Source organism: Epibacterium sp. ABZ3_068, assembly GCF_056159265.1.
In genome coordinates this window covers 2591385-2616568 of the sequence record NZ_JBSWUV010000001.1, presented here as the reverse complement: position 1 = coordinate 2616568, position 25184 = coordinate 2591385, and the positions used below count along the sequence as shown (strand labels likewise).

The window sequence follows — 25184 nt, the reverse complement described above, 5'->3', positions numbered from 1 at the left end:
TCCCATGCCCACATCCCTGCCTCCCGCCACCAAGGCGACGCCGCTTTTTGCGGCATATAGTGTTGCCTCTCGCCTGTTGGCCCCCATCGCCTGGCGCAAGGTCTCGGCCAAGCTGCGGGCCTATGGCCTGCCGGAACCGCGTGTGCGCGAACGTCTGGGTCATGCCTCCCTGCCACGCCCCAAAGGCCGGGTGATCTGGTTTCACGCGGCTTCTGTCGGAGAAAGCCTTTCGATCCTGACCCTGGTCAACCGATTGGGAGAGCGTGATCCGGCGCTTGAATTCCTCATCACCTCCGGCACGCCTACCTCAGCCGAGCTGATCGCAAAACGCATGCCACCGCGGTGCCGACATCAGTTCCCGCCGTTGGACCATCCGACCTATGTGCGCCGGTTTCTGCGCCATTGGCAGCCCGATCTGGCGGTTCTGGTCGAAAGCGAGCTGTGGCCCAACCTGATTGTAAAGACCCGCACCTTCGGCTGCCCGCTTGTGTTGCTGAACGCACGTCTGTCTCCAAAATCCGTGGCCAGCTGGCAAAAACGCCGACGCACCGCCAGCTTTTTGTTGTCGCAGTTTTCACAGTTTATCACCCAGAACCAAAACACCGCTGACAACCTCCGCAGCATTGGCGCGCCCGCTGACCGCATCCGCCCCGGCAGCAACCTCAAGGCGCTTGCGGCACCGCCCCCCGTGGATGCAGCCTTGCTTGCGGAACTGCAAAATGCACTGGGTGACCGCCGCACCTGGACCGCCTCTTCCACCCACCGTGGAGAGGAAGCCCCTGTGATTGCGGCCCATCTGGAGCTTTTGAAAACCCACCCTGATCTTTGCATGATCCTGATCCCCCGCCATCCCGAACGGGGGGACGAAGTCGAACAGATGTGCCGCGATGCTGGCCTGACACTGGCCCGCCGTTCCCGCGGGGAGGTATTGGAGCAAAACAGCCAAGTGTACCTTGCCGACACCTTGGGAGAAACCGGCACATGGTATGCGCTGTGCCCGCGCGTGTTTCTTGGCGGCTCGTTTCTGGACATCGGGGGCCACAACCCGTTTGAACCGGCCCACCATGGATGTGCGGTGACCACCGGACCCGGCTATTTCAATTTTGCCGAGACCTATTCCGACATGATTGCCGAGGGTGCGGCAACCGAAGTGGCAACCTCAGACGCACTGGCCCGCCAGATGACGGTATGGCTGACGGATGACACCAGGCTTGCAACCACGCGGGACGCTGCGCGCACTTTCATTTCCCGCCAGTCTGACCTATTGGATCAAACAGCAGATATGCTGCTGTCCCAGCTTTAGACCCAGACAATCGAGGCGCGAATGCCCCCTAAGAACTTCCGCGACATTGATGTCATCGCGCCCAGCTTCAAAAAACGCTACTCCGGCGTGACCTCTACCGTGATCCGGTTGGTGCCAATTCAGGCGCGTGAGATTGCAATCACCGCAACTTCACCACTTCTTCCGGCCGAGGTTCCAAATGTGCCGCCCAAGGCGCTCTTGACAATGTCCCGCTCAGGTCCGTCTGGTGCACGTGTCTGGCACGCCCGGCGCAACCTGGAAATGGTCGCGGGGCTCGCACTCAAATACCTGCTGCGCAAACGCCTGCGCCTGCTGTTTACGTCGGCCGCGCAACGGCGCCACACCGGCTTTACCCGCTGGCTGATCCGCCGGATGGACCATGTGATCGCAACCTCCGGCAAATCCGCAAGCTATCTGGAGCGCCAGGCAACGGTGATCCGCCACGGAGTGGATTGTGATCTGTTCCAGCCTGTCGCCGACAAAGCTGACCTGCGTACAGCACTGGATCTGCCCACAGATGGGCTTCTGGTGGGTTGTTTTGGCCGTATCCGCCATCAAAAAGGCAACGATCTTTTTGTGCAGGCCATGATCGAAGTCTGCAAAAGTCGGCCCGATGTGCGTGCCCTGATGATGGGCCGCGCCACAGCCGATAATGCTGAGTTTCTGCAGGGGCTGAAGGATCAGGTCGCTGCCGCCGGTCTAACAGAGCAGATCCTCTTTCGCGATGAAGTTCCTGTCGAAGATGTGCCGCGCCATTTCCAGGCGCTCGACCTCTATGTGGCTCCGCAACGCTGGGAAGGCTTCGGCCTCACCCCTCTGGAGGCAATGGCCTGTGGCGCGCCGGCAGTGGCAACGAAGGTCGGCGCGTTTGAAGAACTTTTGGTGCCCGGCAAGACCGGCACATTGTGCGAGATCGAGGATGTGAAGAAGATCACATCAGACGTCGCACATTGCCTTGCTGACCCTGCGCGCCTGGCTGCTATGTCCGACGCCAGCCGGTCGCATGTGGTGGAAAACTTCCGCCTCGAGGGAGAGGCTGCGGCCATCATAGAGATCTACCGCAATCTGCTCAGCCGATAACTGCGAGACCTGTCAGACATAACGCCCACCGGGATCCGGAACGGATCCCGGCCACGCCCAACTGTGTCGCCCTGCCTCTGGCAGGGCGTAAACAGGCGGGAGCCCCCCCGCCTGCTACAACAGGAAATCACGCCGCAGGCATACGCTGCTCAACGATTTCCGCCCACCAGCTGCATCCTGCCGGAATGGCGTCGTCGTTAAAGTTATATTCCGGGTGGTGCACAGGCGCAGTGTCACCATTGCCAACCAGGATATAAGCGCCCGGACGGGCTTCCAGCATATAGGCAAAGTCCTCGCCGCCCATAATCAAGGGCGCATCCTCGCAATGGCCCGAAACTTCCTGCGCAACTTTGGCGGCAAATTCGGTCTGTTCTTCAGAGTTCACCATCACCGGATAGCCGCGCATGTAGTTCACATCCGCCGTGCCACCAAATGTCGCGGCAACACCAGCGCAGATCTCCTGAATACGTTTCTCAGCGAGGTCGCGAATACCGGGATCCATTGTGCGCACGGTCCCTTTGATCTGAACCCTTTGTGGGATCACGTTGAACGCTTTTGACGACGTTTCAAACGACGTGACCGAAACCACAATCTGCTCGACCGGATCCGCGCTACGAGACGCAACGGTCTGCAACGCGATCACCGCCTGCGCCGCCATAACCGTTGTGTCGATCGTTTCATGTGGTTTGGCGGCGTGGCCTCCGCGGCCCTCAAAGGTGATATCAAACTGGTCCGTGGCTGCAAAGAACGCACCCGGCCGGATGGAGAAAGCCCCCACTGGACCGCCAGGCCAATTGTGCATGCCATAAACTTCCTGGATGTTCCAACGATCCATCATACCATCGTCGCACATCTCTTTGCCGCCCGCACCACCTTCTTCGGCAGGCTGGAAGATCACCACCGCGGTGCCGTCAAAATTACGCGTTTCAGCCAGATATTTGGCAGCCCCCAGCAACATAGCCGTATGCCCATCATGCCCACAGGCATGCATCGCACCCGGCGTCTTGGACGCATAGGAAAGCCCTGTCGCTTCCATGATCGGCAACGCGTCCATATCAGCGCGCAGGCCGATCACCTTGCCCTTGGTGTCCGTCTTGCCCTTGATCACCCCCACAACCCCTGTGCGACCAATACCGGTTACAATCTCGTCGCAGCCAAATTCCTTGAGCTTCTCCGCCACCAGCGCGCTGGTGCGATGCGTGTCATACAGGATTTCAGGGTTTTCATGGATATCCCGTCGCCAGGCGGTGATTTCCTCTTGCAGCTCCGCAAAACGATTTTTGACGGGCATGATAGGCTCCTTCTCAACGTCCAATGTCAATCTTTGGTCAGCTCCATTTCAGCGCTGACCGCCAAGGTCGGTTCCCTGCTCCCAGCAAGAAGCGCCCGAACCCCTCTTTCATCGTCGCGCAAACGCAGCAACGCAAAGATCGCATCTACACAAACGAATTGATAACAGATGAAGTAATCTCTTCTGAGAGGGTTGCAAGCCTAGCGCCACCCAATCCGTGAACCGGATCGGAGAACGCCAATAATTTAATCAATAACCGCAGTCAGTTGTCAGCACAAAATGACCCGGCTCAAGTTCGATATATTCCGATTTCTCGGGCCGATACCCAAGCTCGTGGATCGGCGACGGGATCGGTTTGAAGTTCAGCTCACGCTCTGATTTACGCTTCGTCGGGTCCGCAATCGGCACCGCACGCATCAGGGCTTGCGTATAGGCATGAAGCGGATTCGCAAAGACACGTTCACGCGGACCAATTTCAACCAGCCGTCCAAGGTACATGACACCGACCTGATGACTGACCCGTTCCACAACGGCCATGTCATGGCTGATAAAAAGGAATGACAGACCAAGATCCGCCTGCAACTCCATCATCAAATTCAGAACCTGCGCCTGAACTGAAACATCAAGTGCAGAAACAGCTTCGTCAGCAACAATCAACTTGGGATTGAGCGCCAAAGCCCGCGCAATGGCAATCCGCTGGCGCTGGCCGCCTGACATTTCATGTGGGTATCGTCGCATGAAGCTGCGTGGCAGCTGCACCCGGTCGAAGAGTTCTGCAACACGATCCTGAAGCGCGGATCCCGAAACAAGGCCATAATTGCGCAAAGGTTCAGCTACTTGGTCCAACAGCTGCATCTGTGGATTCAAAGAGGCAAAGGGGTCCTGAAAGATCATCTGCATCTGCTGCCGTGTCTTGTGCATTTTGCTGGCGGAATAGCCAAGGATATCCCCGCCCTCAAACTCCACTTTCCCGGCCATCGGCTCCACAAGGCGAAGCAGCGACCGCCCGACAGTGGATTTACCGCAGCCCGACTCACCCACAAGCGACAGGGTCTGTCCTTCGAACACCTTAAAAGACACATCTTCGACCGCATGAACATTTGACACGGTGCGTCGCAGCAACCCGCCTTTGACCGGGAAGCGGGCCACCAGGTTTTCGACATTCAGAAGCACCTTATCCGTGCCGACAATCGGTTGCGGCGTGACTTGTTCCTGCCCCATCAGGCGCATCGGTTCAGGATATTGCTTGTCCGCCATTTCCCCCAGCTTTGGCACAGCTGCCAACAGAGCCTTGGTGTATTCATGCTGCGGGTTTTCAAAGATCTGCTGAACCGGCCCTTCTTCGACCTTGTTGCCACGGAACATGACAACCACGCGATCAGCCATCTGCGCAACCACGGCCATGTCATGAGTGATAAACAAAACAGCCGTTCCGGTTTCCCGCTTCAGACGGTCCATCAATGCCAATATTTCCGCCTGGATGGTCACGTCCAAAGCTGTGGTCGGCTCATCCGCGATCAGGAGGCGCGGCTCGCAGGCCATCGCCATCGCAATCACGACCCGCTGTCGCATACCGCCGGACAGCTCATGTGGATACTGTTTCAGACGGCGCTCAGGCTCCGGGATCCGCACCTGGGTCAACAGCTCCAGCGCACGTGCCGCTGCCTGTTTTTTGGTCATGCCCTTGTGGACACGCAGCCCTTCGGTAAGCTGGCGCCCCACGGTGAACACCGGGTTCAGGGCGGTCATCGGCTCTTGAAAGATCATCCCGATTTCATTGCCACGGATCTGTTTCATCATGGCTTGCTCGGCCTTGGCCAGATCGGCTACGCCATGATCTTTGCGATCGAATTCAAGGCTCCCGCCGATGATTTCGCCACCGCCGAATTCAACCAGACGCATAAGGGACAGAGAGGAAACCGACTTGCCCGATCCGGACTCGCCAACCACACAGACCGTCTCTCCGGGCTGCACATCAAAGGAAACATCCTTGACCCCCAATACCGGACCGTCTTTGGTTTGAAATTCGACTTTTAGCCCTTTGATCCGGGCAATCGGTTGATCCAGCACGTTTTTTTCCCTGCTTTTTTATCCGGACTTATGCTGCCCGGGTGATTTCCATCGACTATGCCAATCTCTTTGGCGATTTCAACCAAATGATCAAATTTACGTCTCGTATGGGTTGCTTTTTCCAAAAACTCTGCTTTCGATGGCTGCACGGCACCACATGTGTCCGTCATTTAGGCAGCTTTGATACACGTTCAGCCCGTGTCGCTACCGCTCGCACCGGTATCGATACCAAGTGCGAACGGGAGATGTATCGAGGCGCCAAACATAAACAGGGCGGAAGCCCCAGCTTTAGAAAATAAAGCGGGACAAACAACGTCTGACAAGGAGAGTGCAATGAAAATCAAAAGCCTTCTGCTGGGTGCAGTAACTGCCACAGCTTTGGCCCCCGCAGCCTTTGCCGAACGCGGCAGCGACGGCCAGGTCAATATCATCTATTGGCAAGCGCCATCCATCCTGAACCCGTTCCTGTCAAGCGGCACCAAGGATACCGAGGCCTCCTCGCTGGTTCTGGAACCCTTGGCCCGATACAACCCACAAGGTGAACTGGTTCCGTGGCTCGCAACTGAAATCCCAACTGTGGACAATGGTGGCGTCAGCGAAGATCTGACAACCATCACTTGGAAGATCAAGCCAGGCCTGAAATGGTCCGATGGCAGCGATCTGACCTCTGCCGATGTGAAATTCACCTATGAATATTGCACCCATCCGGAAGGCGGCTGCGCGCAGCTGACAAAATTTGTCGGTGTGACATCTGTTGATACACCGGACGACCTGACCGTTGTTGTCACCTTCGAAGGTCCGACCCCGTCGCCTTATGGCCCGTTTGTTGGCGTCGAAAACCCGATCATTCAAGCCGCACAATTCAAAGACTGCCTGGGCGCAAAAGCACCTGAGTGCACCGATGCAAACTTTGGTCCAGTCGGCACCGGCCCCTTTGTGGTTGAAGAGTTCAAGCCGAACGACGTGATCACTTTCGTCGCCAATGAAAACTACCGTGACCCTGCAAAACCTGCCTTTGGTCGGGTATTGTTTAAAGGTGGCGGCGACGCAGCAGCGGCTGGTCGTGCAGTTATGGAAACAGGCGAATTTGACTACGCCTGGAACCTGCAGTTGGCTCCAGATGTCATTGCGCAGATGGAAGCTGGTGGTAAAGGCGCAGCTGTTGCTGGTTTTGGTCCGCTGCTTGAGCGCATCATGATCAACAGTACCAACCCTGATCCTGCACTTGGCCCGGATGAGCGTGCCGTTGTTCGCCCACACCCCTTTTTGAGTGACCCGGCGGTCTTTAAGGCACTGTCCATGGCCATTGACCGTCCACTGTTGGTGGAGATCGGGTACGGCAAAGCAGGTAAACCGAGTTGTTCTTGGGTTCCCGCCCCTGAAGCCTACGCCATCAACCCCGAAGGTTGTGACGTGCAGGATATAGTGAGCGCCAACAAACTACTGGATGATGCAGGCATCGTTGACACCGACGGCGATGGTATTCGTGAAAAAGACGGCGTGCCGCTATCCATGGTGTACCAAACATCAACCAACGCAGTGCGTCAGGACTTCCAAGCGCTGATCAAACAGTGGTGGAGCGAGATCGGTGTTGAAACCGAACTGCGCAATATCAACGCGTCCGTGTTCTTTGGTGGTGATCCCGGCTCTCCTGACACGTTCCAGAAGTTCTATGCAGACGTGGAAATGTACGCCAACACCTTTGCTGGTACTGACCCACAGACCTATTTCGGCCATGGCCTGTGTGATCAGGCTCCGTCGCCTGCGAACCAGTGGCAGGGTGAAAACATCTCTCGTTTCTGTGACGAAGAGTATGACGCGCTGCATTTGGAGCTGACCAAAACGGCGGACTTCGAAAAACGTGTGGAAATCGGCCAACAGCTGAACACCATGGTCTTCGAAAAAGGTGGTATGATCCCGCTGGTTCATCGCGGCCGTTTGTCTGGCGTGTCCAACACCCTCGGTGGTGTTGATCTGAACGTCTGGGACAGCGAGCTGTGGAACATCGCAGACTGGTACCGCATCAAGTAACATATGTTGTTTCATTCGGCCCCGGCTTTTGACCGGGGCCGAATGTTATTCGGACGTTACATTCTCGGCCTCTGCTAGGCATTGTGGTGTTTCGCCTGACTGACTAACAACAATAACCATAACAAAAATAAAGGCGTCCCCTCCGATGCTGACGTTTACGATTCGACGGCTGATCATTGCAGTACCAACGTTACTGTTTATCAGCCTGGCAATCTTTTTGCTTCTTGAGCTCGCCCCTGGCGACCCAATGGCTCAGGTTCCGTTGACCGTGCCTGCCGAAGTCAAAGAGAAAATGCGCCTTGCCCTGGGATTGGGCGAGCCCATGCACATCCGGTTCTGGAAATGGATTGTGCAATTCTTTTGGATAGAACCACAGGTTCTGATGGACTCGTTGTTTGGCACGTCCTTTTCCGAAGGCAAACTGCGGGTGATCTCCTGGCAGACCCGTTCGCCGGTGATGGACATCGTTGTGCAGCGCCTGCCCCAGACGCTGTGGGTTGTGGGCACCGCCTATGTGGTTGCTATCCTGATCGCGCTTCCCATCGGCATCTATTCGGCCTATCGCCAATACAGTTGGTTCGATCAGATGGGCACCTTTGTGTCGATGGTCGGCTTTTCAGTGCCGCCTTTCTTCTCGGGCGTTTTGGTGATTGTGATTTTCTCGGTCCAGCTGGGCTGGTTCCCGTCCATCTATGACACCACACATAAGGTCACAGATTGGGACAGTTTCCTGTATCAGCTGCAGCAGATGATCATGCCTGTCATGGTTTTGGCGCTGCAGATCACCGCGCAGCTCAGCCGGTTTATGCGGGCCTCCATGTTGGACAACCTGAACCAGGACTATGTGCGCACGGCGCGCGCCAAGGGTCTGGGTGAATATGTCGTGGTCATGGTACACGTCCTTCGCAACTCCATGATCCCCGTGGTCACCGTGATTGCATTGGGCATCCCTTCCATCTTTGGCGGCGCAATCATCACCGAACAGGTGTTCAAGGTGAATGGTATCGGCCAGCTTCTGATTGGTGCGATCCAGGCCAATGACCTGCCGATGGTGCAAACCCTGACCTTTATCTTTGCCGTTCTCATCGTGCTGTTTAACCTGATTGCCGATGTGCTGTATGGCATTCTCGATCCGAGGATCCGCTATGACTGAGTTGAGCAACCCCGTCCCCACCGCGCCACCGCGCAGCCAGTGGCTGGATATCTGGGACCAGTTCAAATCCCACCGAGGGGCCTTGATGGGGGGCCTCCTGTTTGCCTTCATTTTGCTGGCGGTGCTGGTCGGTCCGTTTGTCTATTGGAACGACGCGAAATTTGTCCCCACGGGACGTGATTTCTTGAAACTGCGGGACATGCGCCCGATCTACACAGCGCTTTGGGACAGCGGCGCCAAGATGGACTGGGCCTATCCGCTCGGCACCGACAACTTGGGGCGCGATACGCTGGCGCGTCTGATGTTCGGAGGCCGTGTGTCCATTGCTGTTGGCATGGCAGCCATGGTGCTGGCACTTGTTCTTGGCACGCTGGTGGGAGTGGTAGCAGGCTATTTCAAAAGGCTTGACGGCGTTTTGATGCGCCTGACCGACCTGTTTCTCGCGCTGCCGCTTCTGCCGATGATCCTGGTGGCCGCGGTTCTGTTCCGTGAGGCGCTGTCTCAGGCGATTGGCCCTGAGGGCGGTATCTTTGTCCTGATTGTTTGCCTGATCGGGATTACCAGCTGGATGCCAACAGCCCGGATCGTACGCGGCGATGTGCTGGCGCTGAAAGAACGCGAATTTGTGCTGGCTGCGCGTTCTGTCGGCACCACAAGCACCAAGATGGTGCTGCGTCACATCCTGCCAAATGTCCTGTCGCCCATCATGGTTTCAGCAACACTGGGCATTGCAACGGCGATTATCGCAGAAAGCTCGCTGTCGTTCCTTGGCTTTGGCTTCCCACCAGATTTCCCGACATGGGGGCGCTTGCTGAACGACTCCGTTGATAGGATGATCCTTTACCCAGAGCGGGTGATTTTTCCAGGGTTGCTGATCTCACTCACGGTGCTGAGCGTGAATTATCTTGGCGACGGGCTGCGCGACGCGCTTGATCCCCGCATCCGCGGCCGATAACACCCGCGCCAAGGACATGACAACGGCCCTCATTCAGCGAGAATGGGGGCCGTGTTTGTTTCCTCTTCCGTGTCTTTCAGACTGATCGCCAAAGCGTAGGGCAGCGTGTCCATCCGGCCCAGATAAATGTAATCCAACGAGATCCCGAACCGCGCGCAGATTGAAAGGGCGCCGTCCAGGGAGATCCGAAAATCACCGGATTCCCACTGCGAATAAGACTTTACCGAAACGCCTGCCTGTTCTGCAAAGCGTTTGCTTGAGAGATCGTAAAAACTTCGAACCAATCGCAGCCGGTTGGCAATCTCTGAAAAACGACCGTCCACTTTTTTGAGTGACATGGGTTTCACCGTTATTCTGACCAAACTCCGGTCAGAATAACCCAATAAGTTGACATCTAAGAATGACGCACATCACATAAGGTGAAATCAATGTAAACTTTTCTTGATCCGCTGAACCATCAACCAAACAATAAAAATAACAGGCAGTGTGACAACTGCGGTCAACGTCCCCTTGGAAATATCCAGCGCCTTGGTCAGCGGATACAAGGCATAGGACGCCAGAGAGACCGCATAGTAGCTGATCGCCACCACCGAAAGGCCTTCGACTGTGTGCTGCAGGCGTAACGCCAGATCAGCGCGGCGGTCCATACTTTCAAGCAAGGCCTGGTTTTGCGCACTGCGCTCAACATCGACACGGGTTCGCAACAACTCGCCCGCTCGCCTTGCCCGATCCGCCAACGCCGCCAACCGCGACTCAGTCGACTTCACGGTGCGCATTGCTGGCTCATACCGGCGCAGCATAAACTCTGCAAAGGTCTGATAGCCCTGAAACCGTTCCTCTCGTAGCAACTCGACCCGCTGAGAAACCAACGCCTGATAGGCTCCGGTTGCGCCAAAACGGAACGCAGATCGCGCGCCAAGGGATTCAAGCTCGGCAGCGACGGTCAGAAGCTGGTTCAACGTCGCCTCTGCCTTGACCGACTGTCCGGTCATCTGCTGCATCATCTCGCTCAGATGCGTGTCGAGCGCGCCGATGGTTGGGGCCAATCCACGCGCGCGCGAAAAACCCAGCATCGACATGGCGCGATAGGTCTCCACTTCGCACAGTCTCTGGACCACACGACCAATCCGTTTGGGTCCCGTGCCCTCACTCACGTAGACCGCAAATCGCATGTGGCCTGCGACATCGATACGGAAATCCCCCGCCAGAACCGCACTATCACCCAGAACGCGCGACACGGTTAAGCTTTCGGGGACCATCCAATGTTCCAGACTTTTGCGGATCTCCGCTTCCTCTGGCCGCTCCACCACCCGGATCATCGCGGATGCAATAACCTGCCCCGGCGCTTTGGCCATCCAATCGCTTGGAAACGCCTCAAAATCTGCAGGATCATACGGGCGATCCCCGACGCCTTCGCAATAGAGCATATAGCTGACAAATTCTGTGTGCTGCTCCCATTTGAGCTGGTACCGCCCAAGGGTCGCCGAATGATGCGTGGCACCCGGCACCGGGTGAGACACGCCGTAACGATCTAGAAGCTCCACCAGATGCTCCACGTCCTTTGTCCGGTCCCGCGCCACCGCTTCGGTCGGTTGCTTCACTGCAAAATAGATCACAGTGCTGGGCGCGCTGATCGCCGGGAAAGGGCGCGCGTGAAGCTCATTCGCCAATTGATAGCGCAGCGGGTGGTCCTGAATCGTGGTCATTGGCGGCTCCTTCGTCATTTCCGAACCCTAGTGCAGCCAAAATGATTTGTAAATAATACCTTTTGTTTCAATGAGTTAAGGGGATGCAAAAGTATACACAATGACAACACAGCGACACCCCATCTTCGACAGAGAAGTATAGGAAACCGACATCGCAGCTTTCACAACAACAGATCTCCCCCGCAGTTTTCCCAAGTAACGCATTGGAGAGAAACAAAAAGGGGGCGCAGCGGATATGTGCTACGCCCTCTCGGCTGATCCAAACCTACGGCCGGCTTTTCTGGTCAGGACGCAACCACCCTGGCCGCTGCAAACCCTGCAACACGCGCGCCATAGTCATAGGCCGACTTCAGATCCCCCGCACGCGGTGCTTGTTCAGGAGACGAATCCGCGGGTGAGGTTGCAAAGGCGCCGGCGCTTCCGCCCGCCCAGTTTCGGTCTTCCGGGGTGCTGTCCAACAGGTTTGCAGGCTTCTGGTTCAAAGACACCCACAACATCCCATGCTGGCCGGACAGGACGCGGAAATAGTTCATCGTCTCCCCTTTGTCGCCAAGATTGCTTCCGGAGTTGGTAAAGCCGCCTGCAAATTTATCGGCCCAAGCTTCTTCGTACCAGCGTTTGGACGTTTCATCAGCAAAGCGCTTAAACTGCCAGGGAACCCCACCCATGTAAGTTGGCGCGCCAAAGATCAGCGCATCTGCTGCATCTGCGGCTTCCCAGACCTCTGCTGAGACGACGCCGTCTTCGGGGATCGCCCACAGACGGGCCTCGCCTTTGGTTTTAGCGCCTTCCAGTACCGCTTCGGCCTGTTTTGCGGTGTGGCCGTAGCCCGAGAAATAAATGATTTCGATCCGTGCCATTTGCACTCTCCTTCTTGGTTGAAAAGAAGAGATGGCAGCCCTACTTTCAGAAAGTAAGTAATTACCAAAGAGTAACCGGTTACCAAAATGAAAGTAAAAGGCGCATCCTGTATCTCTTGCCCGATGGACCCGGTCTTGAAGGCCGTCACTGGGCGATGGACCACCACCATTCTGTGGCACCTGTCCAGCGAAGGCCCCTTGCGGTTTGGCGCACTGATGGGGCTGATGCCGGAAATTTCCGCCAAGGTTCTGACCGACCGGCTGAAAATGCTAGAGAGGAACGGCATCGTCCTGCGCACGCAAAAACCGACGATCCCTCCGGAAGTCAGCTACGAGATGACGGAACACGGGCGCGATCTGCATCAGGCCCTGCGGTCTTTGCATGAGGTGGCGCTGAAATGGGATGCGGAAGGCTGGAAACCCGGCGAAGGCTTCCCCGAAGACCCTCTGCCCCGCGCGGCGGAATAGGCTGCAAAAACAAAAAACCCCACCAGCCCGGCGGGGTTCTTTGTTTCGATTTTTGACCTCTTAGCTGATGAGCGTCAGCAGGCTGTCCAGCGAGGCCTTTGCGTCGCCGTAGAACATGCGGGTGTTCTCTTTGTAGAACAACGGGTTCTCGATGCCGGAGTAGCCTGTGCCCTGCCCCCGTTTGGAGACAAACACCTGTTTCGCTTTCCAGCATTCCAGAACCGGCATGCCGGCGATAGGCGAGTTCGGATCTTCCTGCGCCGCCGGGTTCACGATGTCATTGGAGCCAATCACAATCGCCACGTCGGTTTCCGGGAAGTCGTCGTTGATCTCTTCCATCTCCAGCACGATGTCATAGGGCACTTTGGCCTCGGCCAAGAGAACATTCATATGGCCTGGCAGACGCCCCGCAACCGGGTGGATCGCAAAGCGCACGTTCTTGCCTTTGGCGCGCAGACGACGGGTCAACTCCGCCACATTCTGCTGGGCCTGCGCAACCGCCATACCGTAGCCCGGAATGATGACAACGCTGTCGGCCTCTTCCAGAGCTGCGGCAACACCGTCCGCGTCAATGGCAATCTGCTCCCCTTCGACTTCCATCGCCGGACCTGTCGTGCCGCCAAAGCCGCCCAGGATCACGGACACGAACGACCGGTTCATCGCCTTACACATGATGTAGGACAGGATCGCACCTGACGAGCCCACCAGCGCGCCGACCACAATCAGCAGGTCGTTGCCCAGCGAGAAACCAATCGCTGCAGCCGCCCAACCCGAATAGGAGTTCAGCATGGAGACAACAACCGGCATATCCGCGCCACCGATGCCCATGATCAGGTGATACCCGATGAACAGCGCCGCCAGGGTCATGATGAACAGCGGGAAGAAGCCGCCGGTGCTCATGTACCAGATCAGCGCAATAACCGAGATTGCAGCCGCCGCGATGTTCAGCAGATGCCCACCCGGCAGTTTGGTCGCAGCCGAGGTCACCTTGCCCGACAGTTTGCCATAGGCGATCACGGACCCGGTAAAGGTCACCGCACCGATAAAGACGCCCAGGAACAGTTCAACCCGCAGGATGCCGATTTCCACGCCGTCTTTCTTGGCCAGAAGGGCTGCAAAGCCTTCCAGTGCCTTCTTGGCGCTGTCGTCCATCGCCAGAACACGGCCCAGCTCGATATGGGCGTTAAAGCCCACGAACACCGCCGCAAGACCAACCAGCGCGTGCATGCCGGCCACCAGTTCCGGCATCTGGGTCATTTCGACCTTGGACGCCAGCATATAGCCGATCAGGCCGCCACCTGCGATCAGCAGAACCGACAGAACCCACAGGCCCGATCCCGGACCGATGAGGGTTGCAAACACCGCCAGCGCCATGCCGACAATGCCATACCATACAGCGCGCTTTGCGCTTTCCTGACCAGAGAGACCACCCAAGGACAGGATGAAGAGAACAGCAGCCACAACATAGGCCGCAGTGGTAAATCCGAATTCCATCTACCCGTACTCCTTAGGATTTCTGGAACATGGCGAGCATACGCCGTGTCACGAGGAAGCCGCCAAAGATGTTGATCCCGGCCATAAAGACGGACAATGCGCCCAAGAGGATCACCAGGAAGGAGCCCGATCCGATCTGCATCAGCGCCCCTAGAATGATGATCGAAGAGATCGCATTGGTGACAGCCATCAGCGGTGTGTGCAAGCTGTGCGACACGTTCCAGATCACCTGGAACCCGATGAAAACAGACAGAACAAACACGATGAAGTGCTGCATAAAGCTGGCCGGCGCGATCAGGCCGACCCCCAGCAGAAGGGCCGCACCAACCGCCAACAGGGTCACCTGCTGTTTGGTCTGCGCCTTGAAGTCTGCCACTTCCTTGGCACGTTTCTCTTCAGGCGTCAGCTCGGGCACAACTTCCTTGGGCTTGGCCGCGATTGCCTTCACTTTTGGCGGCGGCGGCGGGAAGGTGATGTCACCTTCAAAGGTAACGGTCGCGCCACGGATCACGTCGTCTTCCATGTTGTGATTGATCTGACCGTCTTTTTCAGGGGTCAGATCGGTCATCATGTGACGGATGTTTGTTGCGTAAAGGTTGGAGGACTGGGTCGCCATCCGGCTTGGGAAGTCGGTATAGCCGATGATGGTCACGCCATTGTCGGTGACAACCTTCTGATCCTTGATGGTGCCTTCGACGTTGCCACCGCGTTCAGCGGCAAGGTCGACAATGACCGAACCCGGCTTCATCGCCTGAACCATATCTTCCAGCCACAGTTTCGGAGCCGGACGGTTCGGGATCAGCGCGGTGGTGATGACGATGTCGATGTCTGGTGCAATCTCGCGGAACTTGGCAAGCTGTGCGTTGCGGAATTCCTCAGACTGAACAGAAGCATAACCGCCGGTGGCTGCGCCATCCTGCTGCTCTTCTTCGAAATCCAGATAGACGAATTCAGCGCCCATGCTTTCGACCTGCTCCGCCACTTCGGGACGCACGTCAAACGCATAGGTGATCGCGCCCAGCGAGGTGGATGTCCCGATTGCGGCCAGACCAGCCACACCGGCGCCGACGATCAGAACCTTGGCCGGGGGAACCTTACCCGCCGCAGTCACCTGACCGGTGAAGAAGCGACCAAAGTTGTTGCCCGCTTCGATCACCGCACGGTAGCCCGCGATATTGGCCATGGAGGACAGCGCGTCCATCTTCTGTGCGCGCGAAATACGGGGCACCATTTCCATGGCGATGACATTTGCGCCCGAGGTTTTAGCAGCCTCCATACCCGCTTCATTCCCGGCTGGGTTGAAGAAGGAGATCAGCGTCTTACCCTTGTCCAGGTAGGTGAGTTCGGACTCATCTGGTTCGCGAACCTTGGCGACGATATCAACGGCCTTCCACAGTTCGGCTGCCCCGTCGATCACTTCGACACCGGCCTCTTTGTAGAGGTCATCGCTGAAACCCGCTGCCACACCGGCACCACTTTCAATTGCGCATTCATACCCCAGCTTCTGCAGCTGGCGCGCCGAGTCCGGGGTCATCGCAACCCGCGCCTCCCCGGCGAAAGATTCTTTTGGCGTACCTAATTTCACGTACGTTCCCCTTCGTTTGTCACGTCCTCACCCACTCCGGTTTGGATCGTAATTTTGAAATCCAGACCGCGAAACTCGACTTGCAAGTTCGCCGTATTCTTGGTGCAAGTCCAGCACCACTCTAAAAGGCCGCTAGATCCATCGTCGCGTCCTTTTCCTATATTTCGCCCAATCGTCCGGGAACTGAGACTTTAGCCGCAGCTCTTCCGCTCGAATAAACCTGTGTTGCAACACCCAAATGAACAGTGCCACGATGGCCAAAGACGCCCAGGTTCCAACCCAGACAACAACGCCAAGCAATACCAAAACATCGGATACATAGATCGGATTTCTGGTTAGCCTGAAAACACCGTTGGTCACAAGATAGGTAGCGTTATCATGGGGATGGACCGTTGTATGAAAGCGTCGCATCTGGAGGATCGCCGCCAATGTCACAGCCGCCGCAGCCCCCCACAGCAGCCAGATCATCGCCGAAGGAAACCAATGGCGCATCGGCGCGCCCAAGGGCAACCAACCACCTTGAACCCAGACAATTGCCATCGCCAACAAGAGCCAAACCGGAGGTATATCCAGCCACCGCTTTGCTAAATTTCCACTCACAATCGGACTCTTCCCCTATTCTCCACGCAATATAGTTTCGCGAACAAATGCAAATTGGTCTTGCGACAAGCTGTCACAGATTAGGGGAAAAGGAACAAAAACAGCTAAAAAGCGGCATGCGAAAGACGATTTCCGCAATGCAGCATTTTTGGCGACCAATATTCTGTTCTCGTCGAGCCTTAGCGCAGTTTTCACTTTCCGAAAAGCTCATGCATACACTGGTACACCAAAAATCATCCCCTGGCCACGCCAATTGCCCCGTTTTTCATCGCTTTGCAGAGATTTAACATAAGCCAGATTCAGGCGGTGCCCCGGTCGCCGACAGGCACCCCACCGCGAGTCGGGCAGCGCCATCGGCGGAGAATTGCGGAGCAAGACAGATGCCATCACACCGTAAAACAGCACGGCACATGGGCAAGCGGTTTAAGGGGGGTGTGGCACCATAGGATGGCAGGCGTGAAACACGCATCGCCCCGGGGCACACGACGACATCAGATCGCATTAGCGCTCTGGATCGAACAATGCAGCCGGGGCATTCAAACCGCTCAGGTTGAACGCACTTGCCCACAAACCCACCTGTCACATCTCCCAAGAGGTGGCCACAACACTATGTTTTGCGCAGCAAAGGACAGCTGATCCCCGCTACAGAAGGGGAAGCCTGACAGGGTTAGCGGCCTGCCCAACTGTGAACGGCCTCGCCGAAGGCCTCGAACAAGGGGCGTGAGACAGGATCGGTTGGCGCGCGGTATTCCGGGTGCCACTGGACCGCCATGGTAAATCCAGGCGCGTCCTTGATATAGATTGCTTCCGGCGTACCGTCTTCGGCCTGACCATCCACAACCACACGCTGCCCCGGCTCCTTAATGCCCTGCCCGTGCAAAGTATTTGTCATCACCTTGTCGCATCCGAACAGACGGGCAAACGGACCATCCGGCTGGAACATCACATGGTGACGCAGGGCAAATTTCTCTTCCAGGGTGCCATTCGGCGGCATCCTATGGTTCATCCGGCCCGGCAAATCGCGAATTTCAGGATAGAGCGTGCCGCCCATGGCCACGTTGACCTCTTGGAAACCGCGGCAGATGCCCAAAAACGGCTGACCGCGCTCCACACAGGCGCGCACCAAAGGCAAGGTGATCGCATCGCGCGCCCGGTCAAAGGCACCATGCGCCTCGGTCTCGGGCTCGCCATATTCACTGGGGTGAACATTGGGCCGTCCACCGGTCAACAAAAACCCGTCAAAAGTGTCCAGCAATTCCTCGACAGAGACAAATCGCGGATCCGACGGGATCATCAGAGGAAGGCAACCGGCCACATCGGCAACCGCCTCGGAATTCATGGTGCCGCCGGCATGTACCGGGTAGCTCTCATCCAGAAGGTAGGCGTTTCCAATAATCCCGACGCGCGGACGCGACATGTGGCACCTCTTTTTTGTCATTCCGTACTGCGTGCATCCTTTCACGCATGAGAGTTTTCCTACAGCTTTGGTGCGCTGTTTGACAACTCCACAGACCAGCGCAGGCGACTGTGGACAGGCGCACAAAATTAGCTGCGGCAGAATGCGTAATAAATTAGCATGACCCACCTCTATTGTCGCAGGTCTTTCTTAAAGACTGGCTAAACAGCCTTTCCACGTCGGTGTCAGGTTTCCGGAACAAAGCCAGCCGCTTCGATACCTGCGGCACCTGCGATGGCATCATTGTCGGACGTGTCGCCAGTGACCCCGACAGCGCCGATGATCTCTCCGGCGCTGTCACGCACCAGAACTCCGCCCGGAACCGGTACAACCTGCCCGCCGTAAACGCCGTTTACAGCCGCCATAAAATAGGCCTGTTGTTCGGCACGTGCCATCTGCGCGCTGCCAGACAGACCAAGCATCACCGCGCCATAAGCCTTGCCCTGTGCAATGCCGAAACGCCCCGGCGCGGCACCATCTTCGCGTTCGAATGCAAGGACATGCCCGCCCGCATCCAGAACCACAACCGAGAGCGGCTTTAACCCGATCTCGCGCCCTTTGGCACGTGTGGCGTCAATGATGGTTTTGGCCTGCGCTAATGAAATCGCCATGGTTCTCTCTCTGGTTCTGACGTGCAAAAGGGGCAAAATATGCGCTGCCCCTTCGGTTTGGTTTGAAAATCTCAGAGCTCAGCCTTCAACTGAAGGCGGCGTTTGTGCAGCACCGGCTCGGTATAGCCTGAAGGTTGCACACGGCCTTTGAACACAAGATCGCAGGCCGCCTGAAAGGCAATTCCGTCGAACCCCGGTGCCATCGGTGTATAAGACGGATCATGCGCATTCTGGCCATCCACTACGACGGCCATCTTTTGCATGGCAGCCATCACCCGCTCTTTGTTTACGACACCGTGGTGCAGCCAGTTCGCCAGCGCCTGGGAGGATATCCGGCAGGTCGCGCGGTCTTCCATCAGGCCCACATTGTTGATGTCCGGCACTTTGGAGCAGCCAACCCCCTGATCCACCCAGCGCACCACATAGCCCAAGATCCCCTGAGCGTTGTTTTCGATCTCTTTTGCGATGGTCTCGTCGCTCAGGTTTTCACCATGCATCACCGGGATGGTCAGCAAATCGGACAGGCGACCGCGCGCGCCGCCTGCTTTGATGTCCTCCTGAACGGCTGAAACTTCCACCGCATGGTAATGCATCACATGCAGCGTGGCGGCAGTGGGGGATGGCACCCAGGCACATGTAGCACCGGATTGCGGGTGACCGATCTTGGCCTCCAACATTTCCGCCATGCGATCCGGCATGGCCCACATGCCCTTGCCGATTTGCGCGCGCCCTTTCAGCCCACAGGCCAGTCCGATATCCACGTTGCGATCTTCATAAGAGGCAATCCAGGGCGTCGACTTCATCTCTCCCTTGGGCAGCATCGGCCCCGCTTCCATAGATGTGTGGATCTCATCTCCGGTGCGATCAAGGAAGCCGGTGTTGATAAAGGCGACACGCGATTTCGCCGCGCGGATACATTCCTTGAGGTTCACGCTGGTGCGGCGTTCCTCGTCCATGATCCCGATCTTGACGGTATTGCGCGGCAGGCCAAGCGCGTCTTCAACGTGATCAAAGATCTTGACGGCAAAGGCCACTTCATCGGGGCCGTGCATCTTGGGCTTCACCACATAAACCGAGCCGGTGTCGGAATTTCCGCCCTCTGCTTTCAGGTCGTGCATGGCAATCATCACAGTCACCATCGCATCCAGCAGACCTTCGCCGGCCTCACGCCCTTGTGCATCCAGGACGGCGGGTGTGGTCATCAAATGGCCCACATTGCGCACCAGCAACAGCGAACGGCATTTAACCGGGATCGCGGAGCCATCCGCTGCGGTATAGTGCACATCCTCATAGAGTTTGCGGGTAACGATCCGGCCGCCCTTGTCAAAGGTCTCGGTCAGATCGCGCTTCATCAAACCCAACCAGTTGGAATAGGCGACAACCTTATCGGCTGCATCAACACAGGCCACAGAATCCTCGCAGTCCATAATCGTTGACAGCGCGGATTCCAGGTTCACCGCCGCGATATGGGCCGGGTCGGTCTGGCCGATTTCGTTTTCTGCATTGATCAGAATTTCAATCTTCAACCCGTTATTCTGAAACAGGAAGCCTTTCCAATCACCCTGCTCCATATGGCCCAGATACTGATTTGTATCTTTCAGCGGGGCTTTGGCGACATCCGTCACCTCGGCCCAGCGGGTACCCGCCAACGGCAGGGCTTCATCCAGGAAGGCTTTGGCACGCGCAATCACCCGCGCCCCACGGTCCCGATCATAACCTGTGCCCGTTGGCAGGTCGCCCAGCGCGTCCGTACCATAGAGCGCATCATACAGATTGCCCCAACGCGCGTTGGCAGCGTTCAGCGCAAAGCGCGCATTGGTAATCGGCACCACCAGCTGCGGTCCGGACATCTGCGCGATCTCAGGATCTACATGCGTTGTCTCGATCTCAAAATCTTCACCTTCGGGCAGAAGATAGCCGATCTCACGCAGGAAAGCCTCATAGGCCGCCCCGTCATGAGGCTGACCTTTGTGTTCTACATGCCACGCGTCAATCTTGCCCTGTAATTCAGCACGTCTGGCAAGAAGCGCGCGGTTTTCACCCCCCATCCCGTTGACCAGTGCATCAAGCCCAGCCCAGAATGCCTCAGCCGTTACATCTGTGCCCGGCAACGCCCGGGTTTCAATAAAGCTGGCCAGTTCTTCTGCAACCTGCAAACCATTGATCGCGCGCATATCATTCTCCCCGCCATTCATGCTGTTCACCCAGATTTATGGGAAGTCGCCCCATCATTGCAATTAAACTGGTAAAGTAATTTTACCAATTCGCAAATAGGCTTTTCAAAAATATCAGATCTATGGGGCGCGGATCTGGTCGACCACAAGGGTAAGAGCCATCAAATCCTCGCCATACCCTTGCTGCGCCCGGCTATCGCTCCTACTGATAGAAAAACCGGCACGTGCCACGCAGAAACGACCACAGAACAGGATCCGACGCGATGAAAGACGCTTCCCCCGCCAGCGCTCCGCAGACCTTCTACCTCAAGGACTACACGCCCTTTGGGTTTGATGTGGAAGAGGTCGCACTGACCTTTCAACTGGCACCCGAAGCCACGCGGGTCATAAGCAAAATCCGCTTTGCCCCCAAAGCAGACGCAGCCGACCCACGCTTCTTTCTGCACGGCGAAGAGCTGAAACTGATCTGGGCCAAGGTAGACGGCACTGATGTTTCGCCCAGTTTGATCGACGGCGGTTTGGAATGCGCTGTGCCGGATCAGCCCTTCACCTGGGAAGCCGAGGTGGAAATCAACCCCAAGGGCAACACCGCTCTGGAGGGGCTTTATATGTCAAACGGCATGTATTGCACCCAATGTGAGGCCGAGGGCTTCCGCAAAATCACCTATTACCCAGACCGACCGGATGTGATGTCCACCTTTACCGTGCGTATCGAAGGTCGCGAACCTGTGCTTCTGTCCAATGGCAACCCCGGCGCCACGGGGGATGGCTTTGCGGAGTGGCATGATCCCTGGCCGAAACCGGCCTATCTGTTCGCGCTGGTGGCGGGTGATCTGGTCAATCATCCCGATCGCTTCACCACAAAATCCAGCAAGGATGTCGAACTGAATATCTGGGTTCGTCCAGGGGATGAGGGTAAATGCGCCTTTGGCATGGAAGCGCTGAAAAAATCCATGACCTGGGATGAAGAGGTCTATGGGCGCGAATATGACCTGGACATTTTCAACATTGTGGCCGTGGATGACTTCAATATGGGCGCAATGGAGAACAAAGGGTTGAACATTTTCAACTCTTCCTGCGTTTTAGCCTCTCCCGAGACGTCGACAGATGCGAATTTCGAACGGATCGAGGCGATCATCGCCCATGAGTATTTTCACAATTGGACCGGCAACCGGATCACCTGCCGCGATTGGTTCCAGCTGTGCCTGAAAGAGGGGCTGACCGTCTACCGTGACGCCCAATTCACGTCGGACATGCGCTCTGCCCCGGTAAAGCGCATCGACGACGTCATTACCCTGCGCGCGCGCCAGTTCCCCGAAGACGGCGGCCCGCTGGCGCATCCACCGCGCCCGGAAGAGTTTCAGGAGATCAACAACTTCTATACCGCTACGGTTTACGAAAAAGGAGCCGAGGTCATCGGCATGCTGAAGCGGCTGGTTGGCGATGACGCCTATTACAGGGCGCTGGACCTCTATTTCGACCGTCACGACGGGCAGGCCTGCACCATCGAAGACTGGCTGAAAGTCTTTGAGGACGCGACCGGTCGCGATATGGCTCAGTTCAAACTGTGGTACAGTCAGGCTGGCACGCCGCGGGTCAAAGTCACCGAAGCCTTTGAAGGGAACACGCTGACCCTCACCTTCGAACAGGCAACGCCCCCCACCCCCGGCCAGCCAGATAAAGCCCCGCGGGTCATCCCGATTGCAGTCGGCCTGCTGGGCGACAATGGCGATGAGATCCAGCCAACCAAAGTGCTTGAGCTGACCGGGACCAAACAGAGCTTTACCTTTGACGGGCTGGCCGCAAAACCCGTTGCGTCGATCCTGCGCGAGTTTTCAGCACCCGTTATCCTGGAACGCCAGATCTCCAATTCCGAACGCGCCTTCCTACTGGCCCATGACACCGACCCGTTTAACCGCTGGGAGGCGGGCAATGCGCTGGCCACTGACACGCGGTTGCGGATGGTTCTGGACGGGGCTGCGCCGGATGCGGACTATCTGGATGCGCTGATAAAACTGGTGCGCGACGACAGCCAGGATCCGGCTTTCCGCGCCCTGGTGCTGCAACCTCCAAGCCAAGCACAGATTGCGCAGATCCTGTTTGAACAGGGCCACACACCGGATCCCGACAAGATCTACGATGCGGCAGAGACATTCACCCAAAGCCTTGCCCAGGCTCTGTCGGACAGCCTGCCGCGCCTTTATGCGGACACAACTGTGGACGGCCCCTATAAACCCGACGCCGAAGGATCCGGCAAACGCGCGCTCAATGGGGCAATCCTCTCCCTGCTGACCCGGATGGACGCAGGTGCAGCAGCGGCGCGGCAGTTTGAATCCGCCGACAATATGACCCTTCAGTATGCAGCTCTTGCCTGCCTCCTACGTGCGGAAAAAGGCGACAGCCAATCCCAGGCGTTTTTTGACCAATGGAAAGACGACCGTCTGGTCATGGACAAATGGTTCGCCCTGCAGGTTGCAACCACCAAACCAGGGAAAACTGCAGACACCGCGCGTGCCCTATGTGCCCACCCGCTCTTTACCATCAAGAACCCGAACCGGTTCCGCGCGGTGATGGGGGCATTGGCCGGCCACCACGCGGGTTTCCATGCCATCAGCGGTGCTGGCTATGATCTCTTGGCAGAGAAACTTGCAGAGCTGGATGCCCTGAACCCGCAGACCACGGCCCGCATGTGCGCAGCCTTCCAAACCTGGACCAGATATGACTCCACACGTCAGGACCTCATTCGTGCAGCGCTTGAACGGATCAAAGCGATCAACGGCCTGAGCCGCGACACCAACGAAATGGTCAGCCGCATTCTGGAAGCCTAAGACATTGAACTGCGTCGCAATTTTGCGGCGCAGTTTCCACATCTTGGACAATCACCGCACTTCGGCCGAGATCGTTAAAATAGAAAGTACATTTTTTGCGCTGACGCTCCGGGAAATCCCCACAAAGGCCATTTTTGCGCCCCAAATTCCAAAGATCTTGAGCGGACCCATGATGCTGCCAATCTGCGGAAAAACTGCATGCTCAAAACACCTCGCCCTGCGGCGGCTACGCTGCTGCGTACCCTTGCTCCCCTGTCCAAGGCAACCTGCCCGATACGCGCACGCTTGCGTAAACTTTCGGGATTGGGACTGACTGCCAAACACAGAGCGGAGCTCTCGGAGACCGAAGATCTGTCAGACCGAGTGACGATCCCGGTGCAGACCCAAAGCGAGGATGAACGTCAAAGCCAGGAAGCGCGCGACACCGGACTGTTTCTGGCGCGTCAGGAACGCTGGGACGATGTCGTGTCGGCCATCAAAGACGCAGATCGCACCCGCGCGGCAACAGGTGCGGGCCTGCCGATTGCCGATCTTCTGGCATTTGGGGCGCGATCTGATGTGGTTCACGGCGTCGAACAGGCGCTCGAAATGTGCCTCTCCCCCGAAGCCCAACCGTTATTGGCTGGCGTCATGGCGCTGGAAGAGGCGCGTCTGGACATTGGAAGCGATGCGTTCATGGTCGCCTTGGTCGCATTGACCCATATGGACATCGGTTGGGCTTGGCGCAGCGAGGCTGCAATTACCCTTGCCGCCAGCACCTTTGAAAACCGGGCACAGGCCCATTTCAAACGCGCATGGGCTTTGATGCACCCCCTGGCCGAAGTGGCACAGGACAGCCCCTTTTTGCAGGGGGCTTATTGCGCTGCGATGGCGACGCAGGAGTTTCCCCCTGTAAAAGTGGCGGATGCCTTTGCCCGTTTGATCGACCTGGATCCTCTGAACTATCGCAATATGCGCGCGCTTGGGGCTGCCATGTCTCCGACCCGTTTGGGCCAGGCCAAAACGCTCGAGCTGGAGGCGCGCCGCACGGCTGCGCTGACCCAGTCGATTTGGGGCGCTGGTGGATATACATGGACCTACTTCGACGCGCTTGCCTCGCAGGATCAGGCCTGCTTGTCCTTGGATGTGCCGTTCTTCATGGAAGGGTTACGTGATATCGTCGAAAACCGCCCCTCACAAGAGACGGTCAACCTGTTGGTTGCCTTCTGCGCCATTGGTCTTGAGCATAAATGCGAAGCCACACCCCAAGCCGATACGGTGCGTCGTCAGATCGCCAAGGCGTCAGACTGGCTGGTGCGCAACCATTTGCAAGAAATCCACCCGTTTCACTGGGCCCATGCGTCCCTCGGGTTTGCCAACAATGCCGCCATCCCGTCTCCACGTCGGTTTTCGGCACGGGGCAAAGCCGACGCGCATCGTTTCCTGCAACAGTGCTTCCGCGAAGAACTGGCGCAAGGGCATCAGATTGAATTCTCGCCCACCGGACTGGAAGTGCACCCGACATAAGGGTCGGGTGCAA

General features: G+C 57.1%; 19 protein-coding genes. 8 read left to right on the top strand and 11 right to left on the bottom strand.

Translation table 11 applies throughout. The features are described 5' to 3' along the window. Positions 1 to 4: 4 nt before the first annotated feature. The gene (locus ACXAEW_RS12425) at positions 5 to 1303 is read left to right on the top strand and encodes a 3-deoxy-D-manno-octulosonic acid transferase (protein WP_474941611.1); all 1299 of its coding nucleotides are present in this window, start codon (positions 5 to 7) and stop codon (positions 1301 to 1303) included. A gap of 21 nt (positions 1304 to 1324) precedes the next feature. Continuing rightward, a complete protein-coding gene (locus ACXAEW_RS12420) occupies positions 1325 to 2383 on the top strand; it encodes a glycosyltransferase family 4 protein (protein ID WP_474941610.1) in 1059 nt (352 codons plus the stop codon). Positions 2384 to 2510: 127 nt separating this feature from the next. On the opposite strand, the gene ACXAEW_RS12415 is transcribed toward ACXAEW_RS12420, so the two are convergent. Then, entirely contained in the window at positions 2511 to 3674 is a 1164-nt protein-coding gene (locus tag ACXAEW_RS12415) for a M20 aminoacylase family protein (protein WP_474941609.1), read from the bottom strand. A 249-nt stretch (positions 3675 to 3923) separates the two neighbouring features. Next, positions 3924 to 5744 (bottom strand): ABC transporter ATP-binding protein, encoded by a 1821-nt coding sequence (locus tag ACXAEW_RS12410; RefSeq protein ID WP_474941608.1) that lies wholly within the window; start codon positions 5742 to 5744, stop codon positions 3924 to 3926. A 333-nt stretch (positions 5745 to 6077) separates the two neighbouring features. Here ACXAEW_RS12410 and ACXAEW_RS12405 point away from each other — a divergent pair, with 333 nt between their 5' ends. From ACXAEW_RS12405 to ACXAEW_RS12395, 3 genes are all read left to right on the top strand, one after another. Continuing rightward, a complete protein-coding gene (locus ACXAEW_RS12405) occupies positions 6078 to 7775 on the top strand; it encodes a peptide ABC transporter substrate-binding protein (RefSeq protein ID WP_474941607.1) in 1698 nt (565 codons plus the stop codon). A 145-nt stretch (positions 7776 to 7920) separates the two neighbouring features. After that, positions 7921 to 8928 (top strand): ABC transporter permease, encoded by a 1008-nt coding sequence (locus ACXAEW_RS12400; RefSeq protein WP_474941606.1) that lies wholly within the window; start codon positions 7921 to 7923, stop codon positions 8926 to 8928. After that, entirely contained in the window at positions 8921 to 9883 is a 963-nt protein-coding gene (locus ACXAEW_RS12395; protein WP_474941605.1) for an ABC transporter permease, read from the top strand. The genes ACXAEW_RS12400 and ACXAEW_RS12395 overlap by 8 nt, the downstream gene beginning before the upstream one ends. A 29-nt stretch (positions 9884 to 9912) precedes the next feature. Here ACXAEW_RS12395 and ACXAEW_RS12390 read toward each other — a convergent pair whose 3' ends face one another. The 3 genes from ACXAEW_RS12390 to ACXAEW_RS12380 form a co-directional block, all read right to left on the bottom strand. Further along, positions 9913 to 10221, bottom strand: coding sequence for a helix-turn-helix transcriptional regulator (locus ACXAEW_RS12390; RefSeq protein ID WP_474941604.1), 309 nt, complete (start codon positions 10219 to 10221; stop codon positions 9913 to 9915). An 87-nt stretch (positions 10222 to 10308) separates the two neighbouring features. Next, entirely contained in the window at positions 10309 to 11589 is a 1281-nt protein-coding gene (locus ACXAEW_RS12385) for a DUF3422 family protein (protein WP_474941603.1), read from the bottom strand. 284 nt (positions 11590 to 11873) lie between these two features. Continuing rightward, positions 11874 to 12449 carry a flavodoxin family protein gene (locus ACXAEW_RS12380; RefSeq protein ID WP_474941602.1) on the bottom strand — a complete coding sequence of 192 codons (576 nt, stop codon included), beginning with the start codon at positions 12447 to 12449 and terminating at the stop codon, positions 11874 to 11876. A gap of 87 nt (positions 12450 to 12536) precedes the next feature. Here ACXAEW_RS12380 and ACXAEW_RS12375 point away from each other — a divergent pair, with 87 nt between their 5' ends. Next, complete coding sequence (locus ACXAEW_RS12375; protein WP_474941601.1) at positions 12537 to 12917, top strand: winged helix-turn-helix transcriptional regulator; 381 nt, start codon at positions 12537 to 12539, stop codon at positions 12915 to 12917. A 60-nt stretch (positions 12918 to 12977) separates the two neighbouring features. Here ACXAEW_RS12375 and ACXAEW_RS12370 read toward each other — a convergent pair whose 3' ends face one another. The 6 genes from ACXAEW_RS12370 to ACXAEW_RS12345 form a co-directional block, all read right to left on the bottom strand. After that, on the bottom strand, positions 12978 to 14411 hold the full coding sequence (locus ACXAEW_RS12370; RefSeq protein ID WP_153214465.1) for an NAD(P)(+) transhydrogenase (Re/Si-specific) subunit beta: 1434 nt from the start codon (positions 14409 to 14411) through the stop codon (positions 12978 to 12980). Positions 14412 to 14424: 13 nt separating this feature from the next. After that, complete coding sequence (locus ACXAEW_RS12365) at positions 14425 to 15996, bottom strand: Re/Si-specific NAD(P)(+) transhydrogenase subunit alpha (RefSeq protein WP_474941600.1); 1572 nt, start codon at positions 15994 to 15996, stop codon at positions 14425 to 14427. Between the two features lie 132 nt (positions 15997 to 16128). After that, complete coding sequence (locus ACXAEW_RS12360; protein ID WP_474941599.1) at positions 16129 to 16596, bottom strand: methyltransferase family protein; 468 nt, start codon at positions 16594 to 16596, stop codon at positions 16129 to 16131. Between the two features lie 667 nt (positions 16597 to 17263). Continuing rightward, on the bottom strand, positions 17264 to 18013 hold the full coding sequence (locus ACXAEW_RS12355) for a gamma-glutamyl-gamma-aminobutyrate hydrolase family protein (protein WP_474941598.1): 750 nt from the start codon (positions 18011 to 18013) through the stop codon (positions 17264 to 17266). A gap of 224 nt (positions 18014 to 18237) precedes the next feature. Then, positions 18238 to 18663, bottom strand: a complete 426-nt coding sequence (locus ACXAEW_RS12350; RefSeq protein WP_474941597.1) for a GlcG/HbpS family heme-binding protein — start codon at positions 18661 to 18663, stop codon at positions 18238 to 18240. Positions 18664 to 18734: 71 nt separating this feature from the next. Continuing rightward, positions 18735 to 20837, bottom strand: a complete 2103-nt coding sequence (locus ACXAEW_RS12345) for a malate synthase G (protein WP_474941596.1) — start codon at positions 20835 to 20837, stop codon at positions 18735 to 18737. 263 nt (positions 20838 to 21100) lie between these two features. Here ACXAEW_RS12345 and pepN point away from each other — a divergent pair, with 263 nt between their 5' ends. Both pepN and ACXAEW_RS12335 read left to right on the top strand, forming a co-directional pair. Continuing rightward, entirely contained in the window at positions 21101 to 23665 is a 2565-nt protein-coding gene (gene pepN / locus ACXAEW_RS12340; protein ID WP_474941595.1) for an aminopeptidase N, read from the top strand. Positions 23666 to 23863: 198 nt separating this feature from the next. Beyond that, positions 23864 to 25171, top strand: a complete 1308-nt coding sequence (locus ACXAEW_RS12335; protein ID WP_474941594.1) for a hypothetical protein — start codon at positions 23864 to 23866, stop codon at positions 25169 to 25171. The last annotated feature ends 13 nt before the right edge of the window (positions 25172 to 25184 follow it).

Bases quoted from the DNA above. Each gene is read 5' to 3' on its own strand.
- ACXAEW_RS12370 (WP_153214465.1), bottom strand. From the start codon at position 14,411: ATGGAATTCGGATTTACCACTGCGGCCTATGTTGTGGCTGCTGTTCTC.
- pepN (WP_474941595.1), top strand. From the start codon at position 21,101: ATGAAAGACGCTTCCCCCGCCAGCGCTCCGCAGACCTTCTACCTCAAG.
- ACXAEW_RS12425 (WP_474941611.1), top strand. From the start codon at position 5: ATGCCCACATCCCTGCCTCCCGCCACCAAGGCGACGCCGCTTTTTGCG.
- ACXAEW_RS12375 (WP_474941601.1), top strand. From the start codon at position 12,537: ATGAAAGTAAAAGGCGCATCCTGTATCTCTTGCCCGATGGACCCGGTC.
- ACXAEW_RS12420 (WP_474941610.1), top strand. From the start codon at position 1,325: ATGCCCCCTAAGAACTTCCGCGACATTGATGTCATCGCGCCCAGCTTC.
- ACXAEW_RS12355 (WP_474941598.1), bottom strand. From the start codon at position 18,013: ATGTCGCGTCCGCGCGTCGGGATTATTGGAAACGCCTACCTTCTGGAT.
- ACXAEW_RS12385 (WP_474941603.1), bottom strand. From the start codon at position 11,589: ATGACCACGATTCAGGACCACCCGCTGCGCTATCAATTGGCGAATGAG.
- ACXAEW_RS12395 (WP_474941605.1), top strand. From the start codon at position 8,921: ATGACTGAGTTGAGCAACCCCGTCCCCACCGCGCCACCGCGCAGCCAG.
- ACXAEW_RS12345 (WP_474941596.1), bottom strand. From the start codon at position 20,837: ATGCGCGCGATCAATGGTTTGCAGGTTGCAGAAGAACTGGCCAGCTTT.
- ACXAEW_RS12335 (WP_474941594.1), top strand. From the start codon at position 23,864: ATGCTCAAAACACCTCGCCCTGCGGCGGCTACGCTGCTGCGTACCCTT.
- ACXAEW_RS12390 (WP_474941604.1), bottom strand. From the start codon at position 10,221: ATGTCACTCAAAAAAGTGGACGGTCGTTTTTCAGAGATTGCCAACCGG.
- ACXAEW_RS12405 (WP_474941607.1), top strand. From the start codon at position 6,078: ATGAAAATCAAAAGCCTTCTGCTGGGTGCAGTAACTGCCACAGCTTTG.
- ACXAEW_RS12380 (WP_474941602.1), bottom strand. From the start codon at position 12,449: ATGGCACGGATCGAAATCATTTATTTCTCGGGCTACGGCCACACCGCA.
- ACXAEW_RS12350 (WP_474941597.1), bottom strand. From the start codon at position 18,663: ATGGCGATTTCATTAGCGCAGGCCAAAACCATCATTGACGCCACACGT.
- ACXAEW_RS12415 (WP_474941609.1), bottom strand. From the start codon at position 3,674: ATGCCCGTCAAAAATCGTTTTGCGGAGCTGCAAGAGGAAATCACCGCC.
- ACXAEW_RS12400 (WP_474941606.1), top strand. From the start codon at position 7,921: ATGCTGACGTTTACGATTCGACGGCTGATCATTGCAGTACCAACGTTA.